Origin of the sequence: Rouxiella silvae (assembly GCF_002093625.1) — a bacterium.
In the GTDB taxonomy this organism is placed as follows: Bacteria; Pseudomonadota; Gammaproteobacteria; order Enterobacterales; family Enterobacteriaceae; genus Rouxiella; species Rouxiella silvae.
Window position 1 is genome coordinate 56,374 of record NZ_MRWD01000013.1, and the last position, 13,094, is coordinate 69,467.

The 13,094-nt window shown below is 53.0% G+C and carries 13 protein-coding genes; 9 read left to right on the plus strand and 4 right to left on the minus strand.

Going from position 1 to position 13,094, the window contains the following annotated elements:
- Positions 1 to 76: 76 nt before the first annotated feature.
- From BS639_RS07300 to argD, 7 genes are all read left to right on the plus strand, one after another.
- Positions 77 to 1,360 carry a cytosine deaminase gene (locus BS639_RS07300; protein WP_055776151.1) on the plus strand — a complete coding sequence of 428 codons (1,284 nt, stop codon included), beginning with the start codon at positions 77 to 79 and terminating at the stop codon, positions 1,358 to 1,360.
- Positions 1,361 to 1,473: 113 nt separating this feature from the next.
- Positions 1,474 to 2,049 carry a peptidylprolyl isomerase A gene (gene ppiA / locus BS639_RS07305; RefSeq protein ID WP_055776153.1) on the plus strand — a complete coding sequence of 192 codons (576 nt, stop codon included), beginning with the start codon at positions 1,474 to 1,476 and terminating at the stop codon, positions 2,047 to 2,049.
- A 64-nt stretch (positions 2,050 to 2,113) separates the two neighbouring features.
- Positions 2,114 to 3,640: a helicase HerA-like domain-containing protein gene (locus tag BS639_RS07310; RefSeq protein ID WP_084982696.1), complete on the plus strand. Its 1,527-nt coding sequence runs from the start codon at positions 2,114 to 2,116 to the stop codon at positions 3,638 to 3,640.
- Between the two features lie 45 nt (positions 3,641 to 3,685).
- On the plus strand, positions 3,686 to 3,856 hold the full coding sequence (locus BS639_RS07315; RefSeq protein ID WP_084982697.1) for a YhfG family protein: 171 nt from the start codon (positions 3,686 to 3,688) through the stop codon (positions 3,854 to 3,856).
- Complete coding sequence (locus BS639_RS07320; RefSeq protein ID WP_084982698.1) at positions 3,846 to 4,436, plus strand: putative adenosine monophosphate-protein transferase Fic; 591 nt, start codon at positions 3,846 to 3,848, stop codon at positions 4,434 to 4,436. Before BS639_RS07315 ends, BS639_RS07320 begins: the two co-directional genes overlap by 11 nt.
- Positions 4,437 to 4,534: 98 nt before the next feature.
- On the plus strand, positions 4,535 to 5,110 hold the full coding sequence (locus BS639_RS07325) for an aminodeoxychorismate synthase component II (RefSeq protein ID WP_084982700.1): 576 nt from the start codon (positions 4,535 to 4,537) through the stop codon (positions 5,108 to 5,110).
- A gap of 142 nt (positions 5,111 to 5,252) precedes the next feature.
- The gene (argD, locus tag BS639_RS07330) at positions 5,253 to 6,467 is read left to right on the plus strand and encodes a bifunctional acetylornithine/succinyldiaminopimelate transaminase (RefSeq protein WP_084982701.1); all 1,215 of its coding nucleotides are present in this window, start codon (positions 5,253 to 5,255) and stop codon (positions 6,465 to 6,467) included.
- Between the two features lie 66 nt (positions 6,468 to 6,533).
- Here the strand turns inward: argD and BS639_RS07335 are convergent, their stop codons facing one another.
- Both BS639_RS07335 and crp read right to left on the minus strand, forming a co-directional pair.
- Positions 6,534 to 8,612, minus strand: a complete 2,079-nt coding sequence (locus tag BS639_RS07335) for a YccS/YhfK family putative transporter (protein ID WP_084982702.1) — start codon at positions 8,610 to 8,612, stop codon at positions 6,534 to 6,536.
- A gap of 68 nt (positions 8,613 to 8,680) precedes the next feature.
- Positions 8,681 to 9,313: a cAMP-activated global transcriptional regulator CRP gene (crp, locus tag BS639_RS07340; RefSeq protein ID WP_009638999.1), complete on the minus strand. Its 633-nt coding sequence runs from the start codon at positions 9,311 to 9,313 to the stop codon at positions 8,681 to 8,683.
- A 347-nt stretch (positions 9,314 to 9,660) separates the two neighbouring features.
- Here crp and BS639_RS07345 point away from each other — a divergent pair, with 347 nt between their 5' ends.
- Entirely contained in the window at positions 9,661 to 10,071 is a 411-nt protein-coding gene (locus BS639_RS07345) for an OsmC family protein (protein WP_055776171.1), read from the plus strand.
- Between the two features lie 88 nt (positions 10,072 to 10,159).
- On the opposite strand, the gene BS639_RS07350 is transcribed toward BS639_RS07345, so the two are convergent.
- Positions 10,160 to 11,029, minus strand: coding sequence for a phosphoribulokinase (locus tag BS639_RS07350; protein WP_055776174.1), 870 nt, complete (start codon positions 11,027 to 11,029; stop codon positions 10,160 to 10,162).
- Positions 11,030 to 11,300: 271 nt separating this feature from the next.
- On the opposite strand from BS639_RS07350, the gene BS639_RS07355 reads away from it, so the two are divergent.
- Positions 11,301 to 12,122, plus strand: a complete 822-nt coding sequence (locus tag BS639_RS07355; RefSeq protein WP_084982703.1) for a creatininase family protein — start codon at positions 11,301 to 11,303, stop codon at positions 12,120 to 12,122.
- A gap of 21 nt (positions 12,123 to 12,143) precedes the next feature.
- Here the strand turns inward: BS639_RS07355 and BS639_RS07360 are convergent, their stop codons facing one another.
- A complete protein-coding gene (locus BS639_RS07360; protein ID WP_055776180.1) occupies positions 12,144 to 13,043 on the minus strand; it encodes a LysR family transcriptional regulator in 900 nt (299 codons plus the stop codon).
- Positions 13,044 to 13,094: the final 51 nt, after the last annotated feature.

The following is a 13,094-nucleotide window of genomic DNA, read 5'->3' on the forward strand; positions in this document are numbered from 1 at the left end:
AGTTCTTTCGTATGTGGCGGTATCGGCTATTGTTTTAAGTAAGATAAAAAAATAACACGCAGCCAGAGAGGTAACGGTGACGCAAAACAGCCTGCGGGCCATTAAGAACGTACGCCTGCCCGATTGTCAGGGGCTATGGCAGATTGATATTGAACAGGGAAAGATCCGTCAGATAATCAGTCAGCCGCAGGTTGACGTGGTAGGTGACGACGTTCTCGATGCACAGGGAGGCATGGCGCTGCCGCCTTTTATTGAGCCGCATATTCATCTCGACACCACGCAAACCGCCGGTGAACCGTCGTGGAACATCTCCGGTACACTGTTTGAAGGTATTGAACGTTGGGCCGAGCGCAAGGCGCTGCTGACCCATGAAGACGTGAAGCAGCGCGCGTGGATCACCCTGAAATGGCAAATCGCCAACGGCATTCAGCACGTGCGTACCCACGTTGATGTTTCCGACCCGACGTTAACGGCGCTAAAGGCCATGCTTGAGGTGAAGCAGGAAGTTGCGCCGTGGATAGACTTGCAAATCGTCGCCTTCCCGCAGGAGGGGATTATGTCTTATCCCAATGGCGAAGCCCTGCTGGAAGAGGCGCTCAGGCTTGGGGCTGACGTTGTGGGCGCGATCCCGCACTTTGAATTTACCCGCGAATACGGCGTAGAATCGCTGCATAAAACCTTTGCCCTGGCGCAGAAATACCACCGTATGGTTGACGTGCACTGTGATGAAATCGATGACGAGCAGTCACGTTTTGTCGAAACGGTTGCGGCTTTGGCCCACCGCGAAAACATGGGCGCGCGGGTTACCGCCAGCCACACTACGGCGATGCACTCTTACAACGGTGCTTATACCTCAAGACTTTTCAGGCTGTTAAAACTTTCAGGCATCAATTTTGTCGCGAATCCGCTGGTGAATATTCATCTACAGGGCCGGTTCGACACCTATCCCAAGCGCCGCGGCATTACGCGCGTGAAGGAGATGCTTGAGGCCGGAATTAACGTCTGTTTTGGCCATGATGACGTCTTTGACCCATGGTATCCGATGGGCACCGCCAATATGCTGCAAGTGCTACAAATGGGGCTGCACGTTTGCCAGCTAATGGGATACGAACAAATTAACGACGGGCTGAAACTGATCACGACCTACAGCGCTAAAACTCTTAATCTGCAGAATTATGGGATTACTCAAGGCCACGCCGCCAATCTGATTATTCTCCCAGCAGAGAATGGCTTTGATGCGATTCGACGTCAGGTACCGGTGCGCTATTCTATTCGTCAGGGAAAGGTGATTGCGCAGACCCGTCCGGCAGAGACACTCATCCATCTTAAGACCGATGAACCCGTTGATTTTACTCGCTGATTTAACGGTAAGCTCTCACATTGCGTAAATAACGGTAAAGGGCTGGCGCGAAGGGGTGTGGGTCTTTAGAATCAATGCGTTTTGTGGCTTGCCTATTGGAGAAAGGAACCGTCATGTTTAAACGTACTTTAGTGACCTTCACAGCTTTGCTTTCCCTCACCGCAATGGCCCCGGCGGCATTTGCAGCCAAGGTTGCGGACACCCATGTCTTGCTGACCACTTCAGCGGGGAACGTCGAGCTTGAACTCGACAATGCGAAGGCGCCGGTTTCCGTCAAGAATTTTGTGGATTACGTGCAGGCTGGTTTTTATAACAACACCATCTTCCATCGCGTGATCCCGGGCTTTATGGTTCAGGGCGGAGGTTTCACCGCCAACATGCAGCAAAAAAGTACCAACCCGCCGATCAAAAACGAGGCGGATAACGGTTTGCGTAACCTGCGTGGCACCATCTCTATGGCGCGCACCTCGGACAAAGACAGCGCAACCAGCCAGTTCTTCCTGAACGTGGCCGATAACGCCTTCCTCGATCACGGCCAAACCGATTTCGGTTATGCGGTGTTTGGTAAAGTTATCAAGGGTATGGACGTAGTTGATAAAATTTCATCGGTAAAAACTGACAACGTGGGGCCTTATCAAAACGTGCCAACTACGCCGATTGTGATCCTGTCTGCTAAAGTTCTGCCATAACCTTTCTAAAGCCTAAACCCAGGCTGCCCGCGCTATCCTCAGGGCAGCCGTGCAAGGAGAGAAGATGAGTGAACCTCGTGTTATTGCAAAAGCAATGCATGCCGGAAAACCGGCTCAGGACTTGGCTATTCTCCCTGCTTTGGCTAACCGCCACGGTTTGATAACCGGTGCAACAGGCACCGGCAAGACGGTCACGTTACAAAAAATGGCCGAGCAGTTTTCCCGCCTTGGCGTGCCGGTTTTTTTAGCAGACGTTAAAGGCGATTTATCGGGGATGGGCACCGAAGGCGTGGCCTCCGAAAAACTTAATGCCCGTCTGGCAGCGATTGGCGTCACCGACTGGCAGCCCGCGGCTTGCACTATCATCCCTTGGGATATTTTTGGCGAAAAAGGGCATCCCGTTCGCGCCACCCTCTCTGATTTAGGTCCCCTGCTGCTAGGCCGCCTGCTCGACCTCAACGAGGTACAAAACGGCGTTTTGCAACTGGTCTTTAAAATTGCCGACGACAACAGCCTGCTGTTGCTCGACATGAAGGACCTGCGCGCCATGTTGCAGTACGTGGGAGACAACGCCAAACAGTTTCAAACCCAGTACGGCAATATTTCTCCGGCCTCGATTGGTGCTATTCAGCGTGGCCTGCTGACCCTTGAGAGCCAGGGTGCCAACCAGTTCTTCGGCGAGCCGATGCTGGATATCCAAGACTTGATGAAAACCGACGCCAACGGGCAGGGCATCATCAACCTGCTGGCGGCGGAGAAACTTATCAATCAGCCAAAACTCTATTCGGTATTCCTGCTGTGGCTGCTGGCGGAACTTTTTGAGCATTTGCCCGAGGTGGGTGACCCGGAGCAGCCGAAACTGGTCTTCTTCTTCGATGAGGCTCATTTGCTGTTTAACGAGGCGCCCGCTGCGTTATTAACCAAAATTGAACAAGTGGTGCGACTGATCCGCTCTAAGGGCGTGGGCATCTACTTCGTAACGCAAAATCCGTTGGATATCCCCGACTCGGTGCTGGGGCAGTTGGGTAATCGCGTTCAGCACGCGCTACGCGCGTTTACGCCGCGTGACCAAAAAGCGGTGCGAGCCGCGGCGCAAACGCTGCGGGCCAATCCGGCGTTTGACGTAGAAACGGCGATTACCGAACTCGGCGTCGGTGAGGCGCTGGTGTCGTTTCTTGATGAAAAAGGACGGCCGGAAATCGTTGAACGGGCGATGGTCATAGCGCCTGAGTCAAAAATGGGTCCGCTTGGCGAAGAGGGTATGAATAAGGCCATCAACAAATCGCCGCTTTATGGTCGCTATGAAGACGCCATCGACCGTGAATCCGCTTATGAAAAACTGAGCGTTCAGGGATTCAATACGGTGGGAACCACGGCGGATAATGTCGATGCCAAAAATCCTGCAGCCGAAAAATCGACCGGTGGCGGAATCATGAACGGACTCAACGATTTACTGTTTGGCACTACCGGCCCGCGCGGTGGCAAGCACGACGGCATGGTGCAAACAGCGGCAAAGAGCATGGCGCGAGGGATAGGGCGCGAGATTATACGCGGCGTGCTCGGCTCAATCATGGGCGGCAGAAAACGCTGATGTTCTATACGTAAACTCCACTGTCTTTAGTCAAGTGAGGAAGGTATGGCGACAAAAATGACAGAAAAACAGAAAGAACAGTTTTACCGGAAACGCAGAAATCACAACTTTCAAAGCAGTGCGGCGCTGGACGGCCTGAAAACCGCGTTGGTTGAGCTAGCGGATGAGCAGATCTTTGCAAGAATTGAGGCATTAAGGGGACACTATGAGCGATAAGCTGATAGCCGGTGATGATCCTTATCTCTATAAAGGGATCAACGTTCTGAGAAACAGGCTCGAAATTCACGAGTCGCACCGCCTTCTGCAGGCTGAACTTGAGTTAACCCCGCTACGGGCCGCCATGATTGATCTGGGGCCGCCCAATATGGGACTTCCGCACCTTTGTGCCATCCATTACGCCCTTTTTCAGGACATTTATGACTGGGCCGGCAAACTGCGTGAAATCGACATTGCTAAAGACGATACGCCTTTCTGCCACTTCGCCTACATTGAGCGCGAAGGAAACAGCCTAATGCAGGCGCTTGAGAATGAAGACTATTTGGTCGGACTCACTCAGGACCCACTCTGCGAACGCATCGCTCACTATTACAGTGAAATCAATCTCCTGCATCCTTTTCGCTATGGCAGCGGTCGAGCGCAGCGAATTTTCTTTGAACAGCTGCTGACCCATGCAGGCTATGGCATTGACTGGAGTCAGGTGGATACGCAACGCTGGACTGATGCCAATAAGGCGGCGGCTTTTGGTGACGAACTGCCCTTAAGCCAGGTTTTTAAAACGATCGTCAGCGATGCTTAGCCGAAGGTCAGGCAAGTGTGGGAAAGTTCTGCGGGTCGTTGTCGAAAATAGGTAGAATGGCGCGGTTAATTCCCCCGACTTTGTTGAACCGGAAAACCATGCTGCTGCTTATCGATAATTATGACTCTTTTACCTATAACCTTTACCAGTACTTTTGCGAGTTAGGCGCAGACGTGCTGGTAAAGCGTAACGATGAGCTGCAACTTGCCGATATCACCCGTCTCAGCCCGACACATCTGGTTATCTCCCCCGGGCCTTGCACGCCGAACGAGGCCGGAATTTCCCTCAGCGCGATAGCCCATTTTGCCGATGCGCTGCCTATTCTAGGGGTTTGCCTTGGGCATCAGGCTATGGCGCAAAGTTTTGGTGCCGAGGTGGTGCGTGCGCGGCAGGTGATGCACGGCAAAACGTCGCAGATAGAACACAACGGAACCGGCGTGTTTGCTGGCCTTAATCACCCGTTAACCGTCACGCGCTACCATTCTTTGGTGGTGAAGCCCGAGACGCTGCCCGCCTGTTTTAGCCTCACCGCGTGGACCGGCAGTGCCGATGACCCAGGTGAAATAATGGGGATCGCCCACAAAACCCTGCCGCTGCATGGCGTGCAGTTCCATCCTGAAAGCATTCTCAGCGAGCAAGGGCATCAGCTGCTCGATAATTTCCTTAAAATTTAGAGCATTAAAAATTACTTGCGCAAGAACGGTAATTTATATTTGCCTGTGAGTGATTTTTTATGCATATTTTATGATTATATTTTCACATTCTTTTTGGGTGTGAATTCCTGTTACCAGCGAAAGTGCAATGGAGATAAGGGCAATGACAGAAAAAACGGCGGTAGGTCGTGATGCATTTGATCGGGTGATTTTGCCTGTTTATTCACCGGCCAAGTTTATTCCGGTCAAAGGTAAAGGCAGTCGCGTCTGGGATCAACAGGGCACCGAGTATGTCGACTTTGCCGGTGGTATTGCAGTAACGGCGCTGGGTCATTGCCATCCGGCGCTGGTTAAAGCATTGCACGAGCAGGGCGAAACGCTGTGGCACGTAAGCAACGTCTTTACTAATGAACCCGCGCTGCGCCTGGCGCAAAAACTGATCGATGCGACCTTTGCCGATCGCGTATTTTTTGCCAATTCGGGTGCAGAAGCTAACGAAGCGGCATTCAAACTGGCGCGTTATTACGCTTCAGCCAAGCATAGCCCGTACAAAAGCAAAATCATTGCCTTCCATAATGCTTTCCACGGTCGCACGCTGTTCACGGTTTCCGTTGGCGGACAGCCAAAATACTCCGACGGTTTTGGCCCTAAACCCGCCGACATCGTTCACGTGCCTTTTAACTGTCTGGACGCTGTGAAAGCCGTCATCGACGATCACACCTGCGCTATCGTAGTTGAGCCGATTCAGGGAGAGGGCGGTGTCACACCCGCGACTCAGGAATTTCTGCAGGGCCTGCGTGACCTGTGCGACGAGCACAAGGCGCTGCTGGTGTTTGATGAAGTACAAAGCGGCATGGGCCGCAGCGGCAAGTTGTTCAGCTATATGCACTACGGCGTGACGCCAGATATTCTGTCCACGGCCAAGGCGCTGGGCGGCGGTTTCCCGGTGAGTGCAATGATTACCACCGAAGAAGTGGCCTCTGTGATGGCACCGGGCAAACACGGCACCACCTACGGCGGCAATCCGCTGGCCTGCGCCGTGGCTGAAGCGGCGCTCGACATTATTAATTCTCCGGAAGTCTTGGCCGGTATTGAAGAGCGCCGCACCGCCTTTATTCAGGCGCTGGAAGCGATTAACGAGAAGTATCACGTGTTCAAAGAATTCCGCGGTCAAGGCCTACTGATTGGCGCAGAAATGTCGGAGAAATACAAAAACCGCGCCGGGGAGCTGCTGACTGCCGCCGCCGAGTTTGGTTTGATGATTCTGGTTGCTGGGCCTAACGTGGTGCGTTTAGCCCCGTCACTGGTGATTGATTTCGCCGATATTAGCGAGGGCATGGCCCGTTTCGAGAAAGCGGCGCAGAAACTGGTAGGTTAACAGACGCTTACTAAAGCCTGGCCCGTCCCTAGCCCTCCCCAAAAACGCGGGGAGGGGTTCAAGACGCTATTCCTTCACTCTTCGCGTTAGCCAAATTCCGTGATGCGGCCTCTGCTTCCACGCCAGTGAAGAAATGGTGTGCATCGCGCTCAGGTGCGCCAGCATACGGCGCAGATGCCGCTCCATTTCGGTAATCGGCATGTCAGGATGCAGCTCCGGAGCGTTAAACAGCTTGGTTTCACTGCTCGGACCGTCGTAGGTCAGGCGCTGCTGACAGCTTTGCAGCGCAATCTCGCAGGTTTGCAAATACTGCATCGCCAATTTGGGCGTCAGCATGTAGTGCTCGCGAGCCAAAATCGTCATTCCATTAATATGGTCGACAATAAACTGGCTGTGCATCACCCAGAGACGCATATCGTTTAAATAGCGTGAATTGAATCCTGGCTCCTGCATTGCCTGATTGAGCGACGTAAACAGCTGATTGTGCGCCTGATTCACCTTCATGCGCGCATAAGCCAGCTGCGCAGGATCGGGGTCCTCCGCCAGCACTAAACGCACTGCCGCCTGATCGGCCTCCAGCGCCTGATAGGCATTGGTACGCAGCAGGCCGCTCTGCCATTGGGGCCAAAGCCAGATCGTACCGCCAAACGCTAGGGCACAGCCAATCAGCGTATCCAGCAGCCGTGGCAGCAGGAAGTTAGCGCCGTTTAATCCTAAAATTTGCAGGGTATAAACCGCTGTTACCGTCAGCCCAATCATCCCCAATCCGTAGTTTTTGCGCAGCACTGTGTAAGAAATCAATGTAATCAATAGCATGAAAAATAATTGCAGATTTTGCGGCAGAGCAAGTTGCAGCAGTCCTGCGGCGATGATAAGCCCAATCAGCGTGCCTAATGCACGATGCTGAATGCGCACGCGGGTGGCGTTATAGCCGTTTTGGCTGACCAGCAGGGTCGTCAGCAGGATCCAATAGGGTTTGGGTAAATTAAAAAATAGCCCCAAACTGCTGCCGATGGCCAGAATAACCCCCAGACGCCCCGCATTGCGCAGTGCGGCCGACTTGAATGACAAATAGCTTTTCAACGCCGCCCAGAACGGCAGGCGGGCCTGGGTTTGCATCAGGTCACGGCGATAGAGTGGGCGCTGAGTACGCAGCAGTCTCGCAATGCGACTGAAGTGGTAATAGCAAAACTGGCCGACCGGGTTGTCACGGTAGCGCGAAGATATTTTTTCCAGCGCCGCCAGCTCATTGGCCATGGTGAAACGCTCGGAACGGCGGTGGTAAAGAATATCGTTGGCAATCACCCGCAGGCGGGCAGCAATCACCTGAGCATTGCGGCGAATTACCGCCTCGGCATGACTCTCCTCCATCAGCTTTTGCACCTCGGTGGGCAGATGCAGACTCACCGTAATGTGCTCCTGAAGGTCTAGAGCGACCTGAAAACGTCTCAACAACTTTTTATGATGCTGATGGTCGTGCGTCGGCAGCATGTGCAACTGCTGATAAAGCAGAGCAATCAGGTCGATGACTTTTTGCTGCCTGTTCAGCAGCGGTGGCAGTGCGGTATCGGGATCGGTATGCTGGGTCAGCAGGCTGTATTTGGCTTCAAAATAGTCGGCGAGTTCAAGATACAGCTGGCTAAGGGTTTCGCGCATCGGCTGTTCTTCAGAAAGACGAAACCACAGCCAGTTAAACACCCCGTACCAGGCAGTCCCGACCACAAACAGCAGTGGCGCATGCCAAATCGGCACTACGCCCGCCATGCTGAGCGTAAAGATAGCGGCAACCAGCGCGCCCGGTAAAAGACGCGCATGCAGCGGACTTATTGCCCCCGTCACGCCGATGACCAGCGTCAGGCCGAGCATGATAAGCGGCAGCGGCAGATGCCAGTTAACCAACATCAACTGTAGCAAAATACTGCTGACGGCGAACAGTGATCCACCCACCAACAGGCGTTTGAAAAAGCGTTTATGTGGGGTATCGAGACCTGAAATGTTGCAGCATGCGGGCACCAACGCGAACAGCAGACCCATCTTCAATTGGCCAAACAGCATGGCGAAGGCAATGGGCAAGCAGAGAACCAGCGTTTGTCTTAGCGCATAGTTAACTTCAGGGTGATAAAAGAGTCGTCGCCAAAGCGTCATTTCATTGTTGTGCAGATAGGCTGACAAAAACGGCGCAACAGTTATTTGCTGCGCCGTTTTTAAGACGATTAACGAGTGCCGTAAACGACAATCGTTTTACCGTGGGCTGAAATCAGACTTTGATCTTCAAGCATTTTAAGAATTCGACCCACAGTTTCGCGTGAACAGCCGACTATCTGACCGATTTCCTGACGGGTAATTTTGATCTGCATGCCATCGGGATGGGTCATGGCATCCGGCTGTTTAGCCAGATTTAGCAGAGTTTGTGCAATACGACCGGTCACGTCGAGGAAGGCAAGGTTGCCCACTTTCTCGGACGTTATCTGTAGTCGACTTGCCATCTGTGCGGACAGGCGCATCAGAATGTCTGGATTAACCTGGATGAGCTGGCGAAACTTCTTGTAGGAAATTTCGGCCACTTCACAGGCAGTTTTGGCTCTAACCCATGCACTACGTTCCTGTCCTTCTTCGAAGAGTCCCAGCTCGCCGATGAAGTCACCTTGGTTAAGGTAGGAAAGTATCATTTCTTTGCCTTCTTCATCTTTAATCAGAACGGCAACCGAACCTTTCACGATGTAGTAAAGCGTTTCGGCTTTTTCACCTTGGTGAATCAGCGTACTTTTAGATGGATACTTATGTATATGACAATGAGACAGGAACCATTCGAGAGTAGGGTCTGTTTGTGGCTTGCCGAGAACCATTAGCTATTATCCTCTTATTATCGCTGCCCAAAATCACAGGGCTTTGAAATCCCTGTTCGGCGATTTTTTACTTCGCGCTCTTTTAGCATATGAACTGACCAGCAATGCTGCAAGCGGCAGGTGGAGTGATTTCAGCTGTAATTTGCCATTATCACCAAGGTTATCCTGTTAACACCTAAAAAACCTAGCCGCAACTTGTTGGAAAGTTTCTTTCGGCTTTGTTTGTAGCACAGGTTTGCGGACGTGTCTTGTGTTGTCTCGCTTCAGCATGATGCGGATCGAGTTCCATTGCCAGTTTCAGGGGTTAAGGGTAGTCTGTTTTAAAAATTATTACCGGAGAAAGGCAAATGCAAGCACGGGTAAAATGGGTTGAAGGGTTAACGTTTCTCGGAGAATCTTCGTCTGGACATCAGGTCATTATGGACGGCAATGCGGGTGACAAATCCCCGAGCCCGATGGAAATGCTGCTCATGTCGGCAGGCGGTTGCAGCGCGATTGATGTAGTGTCGATTCTGCAAAAAGGTCGCAACGAGGTGCTAGGCTGCGAAGTGAAGCTGACCTCCGAACGTCGTGAAGAGGCGCCGCGTCTGTTTACCCGCATCAACCTGCACTTTATCGTCACCGGCAAAGATTTAACCGATAAAGTGGTTGAACGTGCTGTGAGCCTGTCGGCCGAAAAATATTGCTCGGTTTCACTGATGCTCGGCAAAGCAGCCACCATTACCCACAGTTTTGAAGTGATTGATGCTCAAGAGTAATCAGCCCGGTTTGCTGTTTTAATATAGAGAAAGTGAAAAACGCCGCACCGTGAAGGTTAGCGGCGTTTTTGCGAAGTATATCGACTGATTACTCGATCTTCTTGCCTTCCATCAACCGCTGCACCAGTGGCCCCATAATAAGCTCCATCGCCAGGCCCATTTTTCCTCCGGGCACCACCAACGTATTGATGTGCGAAATAAACGATCCCTGCAGCATTGCCAGCAGATAGGGGAAGTCAATCTGGTCCAGACCTTGAAAATGAATGACCACAAAGCTTTCATCCAGCGACGGTATGGCCTTGGCGGCAAACGGGTTTGAGGTATCGATAGTCGGCACGCGCTGGAAGTTGATGTGGGTGCGTGAAAACTGCGGCGTAATATAGTTGATATAGTCGTCCATCGACCGCACTACCGAGTCCATCACCGCTTCACGCGAGTGGCCGCGTTCGCCAGTGTCGCGCACCAGCTTTTGTATCCACTCAAGGTTAACGATGGGCACCACGCCGACCAATAAATCGACCTGTTTGGCGACGTCGACCTGGTTGGTGACTACGCCACCGTGCAGTCCTTCATAAAAAAGAATGTCGGTTGGCTCAGGCAGCGCCTGCCACGGCGTAAAGGTACCGGGTACCTGATTGTAGGGCACGGCTTCATCATAAGTATGCAAATATTTGCGTGAACGTCCCGTGCCGGTTTTTCCATATTCAACAAAGCTCTGTTCGAGCAGAGAGAAGTCATTAGCCTCGGGGCCAAAGTAGCTAATGTGTCGGCCGAGGTCGCGCGCTTTACGAATGGCGGCGTCCATTTCTGGACGAGTAAAATGATGGAAGCTGTCGCCTTCAAGCTCGGCCGCATGCAGACCGAGCTGCTGAAATATCTTGCGAAACGCCACGCTGGTGGTGGTGGTTCCGGCGCCGCTTGAGCCGGTTACGGCTATAACTGGGTGTTTAGCTGACATGGTAATCCCTTCATCTTTCAAATTGCAGTCAACGCATCTGCACCAGGAATCTATTGGGGAAGGCTAATACGCATAATTAAGCTTATTGTTACCATATCTATGCGCTGAATTATAGAGCTTCTCATCGGAACTTTTAGCCGACCGCACTTCTGATTGATGCCTTTAACGCAACGCAGTGACACCTTTTTGATGCTTTAATCTCACGCACTATTCTTTACACTGGAGGGACATATTCCTGGTTGTCTCGCACAATATTTTGGAGAATTTTCTGATGAAAATGCCTTCCTCCCGCTGGTGGTGGGATTTGTCCACGCTGGAGTTTAGCCAGCTTGATATGGAAAATGTGGTGGTAATTCTGCCCATTGGCGCGGTAGAGCAGCACGGTCCGCATCTGCCAGTGCGGGTTGACGCCGCCATTAACGCCGGTATTGTCGCGCGTGCGGTGACGTTACTACCCGCCGACCAGCCAGCGCTGGTGTTACCCGCCTTACCGATAGGCAAGTCCGACGAACATCTTGAGTATCCTGGCACCTTGACGCTGCCGTTTGAGGTGTTGGCTAAAGTATGGTTTGAAGTGGCGAAAAGCGCATGGCGGGCCGGTGCGCGCCGGATAATTTTTTGGAACTCCCACGGTGGCCAGCCTCAGTTGATGGACATCGTCTGTCGCCAGCTTCGCGTTGAGCTCGGCATGCTTGCGGTGGGCGCTAGCTGGTTTGCGACTATCGACAGCAGCGACCTTTATTGTGCGAATGAGCTGGAGTTCGGCATTCACGGCGGGGAGTCTGAAACCAGCGTAATGCTGCATTTGCACCCTGAATTGGTGGCGATGGAGCGGGCCGAAAACTTTGTGTCAGCGGCCGAAGCGCTGGCAGAAAAAGGCGGTATTCTGACCCCGGAAGGCGGCGTGGGCTTTGGCTGGCAGGCTCAGGACCTCCATCCGGCAGGCGTGACCGGTAATGCAGCGGCAGCCGATGCGGCCCGAGGTGAAGAACAGGTCGAGCGTGCGGCGCGTGCGCTGGTGTCGCTGGTAGGTGAGGTAGCACAGTATCCGCTGAGTGCGCTCAATCAGAAAACGCGTTTTAACGACAAATAACGTCAAAGCCAAGCCGGCCCTTCAACCGGTTTCAGACATCATGCCCTTTACCGTTTCAGCCAGCACGCTGCCTATCGCGCTGGTGCCTCTGTCGTGCCCAATCAGCATCAGTTGCTGGGTTTGCTGCCCCAACTCTCTGACCGGAATATAAATGAGTCGGCCCGCGCGTTGGTCAAATTCAATGTCGAACGGGGTCAGGAAAGTCAGTCCCTGATCGACCATCGCCGCGTGGCGCATGACCTCAATCGAATTGGTTTCAATCACCGGATGTGCGCTGACCAACGCCTTGGCGAACACGTCATTGAGGTAGGGGCGAATGACCGTGCTTTTGTCGGCGATGATAATCGGATAGGCGATACAGTCGCTGATCCGCAGACTGGTCTTGTCGGCTAGCGGATGTCCCGGTGCAACCACGGCACCCAACCTGCCGGTTACGCTGGACAGCACCCGCAGCGTGGGAGGCAAGTCAAAGTCGAACCCTATCCCCAGGTCAGCCTCACCGGATTCTACCGCCGCCATGATTTCATCGCCGTTGGTCAACTGCCGCAAAATAAGCTTCACCCGCGGGTTGGCGCGTCGAAATTCGCTGGCCATGCGCGGGATGAGGTTGGCCGCCAGCCCGCTCATCATCGCCACTGTCACCTCGCCGCGACGCAGCCCCTTCAGCTCCTCAATTTTCACCTGCGCCCATTCAAGCTCTTTAAAACTCTGACGAACGTGGTGGATAAGCACTTCACCGGCGGCGGTGAGCACCATCTTGCGTGGAAGACGCTGAAACAGCGGCGTACCGAGTTCGTCTTCCAGCGCCAGAATCTGACGGTTGATTGCCGAGGCGGAAATATGCAGGCGCGCCGCGGCTTTGCGTATAGAGCCGGCGCGCGCAACCTGATCGAGATACATCAGCAGTCGGTGTTGCAGCATATTTTTCTCCGAATAAAGGTTATGGCGATATTTTCATCAAGTGTTGCTAAA

Bases quoted from the DNA above. Each gene is read 5' to 3' on its own strand.
- ppiA (WP_055776153.1), top strand. From the start codon at position 1,474: ATGTTTAAACGTACTTTAGTGACCTTCACAGCTTTGCTTTCCCTCACC.
- BS639_RS07310 (WP_084982696.1), top strand. From the start codon at position 2,114: ATGAGTGAACCTCGTGTTATTGCAAAAGCAATGCATGCCGGAAAACCG.
- BS639_RS07315 (WP_084982697.1), top strand. From the start codon at position 3,686: ATGGCGACAAAAATGACAGAAAAACAGAAAGAACAGTTTTACCGGAAA.
- BS639_RS07320 (WP_084982698.1), top strand. From the start codon at position 3,846: ATGAGCGATAAGCTGATAGCCGGTGATGATCCTTATCTCTATAAAGGG.
- BS639_RS07325 (WP_084982700.1), top strand. From the start codon at position 4,535: ATGCTGCTGCTTATCGATAATTATGACTCTTTTACCTATAACCTTTAC.
- argD (WP_084982701.1), top strand. From the start codon at position 5,253: ATGACAGAAAAAACGGCGGTAGGTCGTGATGCATTTGATCGGGTGATT.
- BS639_RS07335 (WP_084982702.1), bottom strand. From the start codon at position 8,612: ATGACGCTTTGGCGACGACTCTTTTATCACCCTGAAGTTAACTATGCG.
- crp (WP_009638999.1), bottom strand. From the start codon at position 9,313: ATGGTTCTCGGCAAGCCACAAACAGACCCTACTCTCGAATGGTTCCTG.
- BS639_RS07345 (WP_055776171.1), top strand. From the start codon at position 9,661: ATGCAAGCACGGGTAAAATGGGTTGAAGGGTTAACGTTTCTCGGAGAA.
- BS639_RS07350 (WP_055776174.1), bottom strand. From the start codon at position 11,029: ATGTCAGCTAAACACCCAGTTATAGCCGTAACCGGCTCAAGCGGCGCC.
- BS639_RS07355 (WP_084982703.1), top strand. From the start codon at position 11,301: ATGAAAATGCCTTCCTCCCGCTGGTGGTGGGATTTGTCCACGCTGGAG.
- BS639_RS07360 (WP_055776180.1), bottom strand. From the start codon at position 13,043: ATGCTGCAACACCGACTGCTGATGTATCTCGATCAGGTTGCGCGCGCC.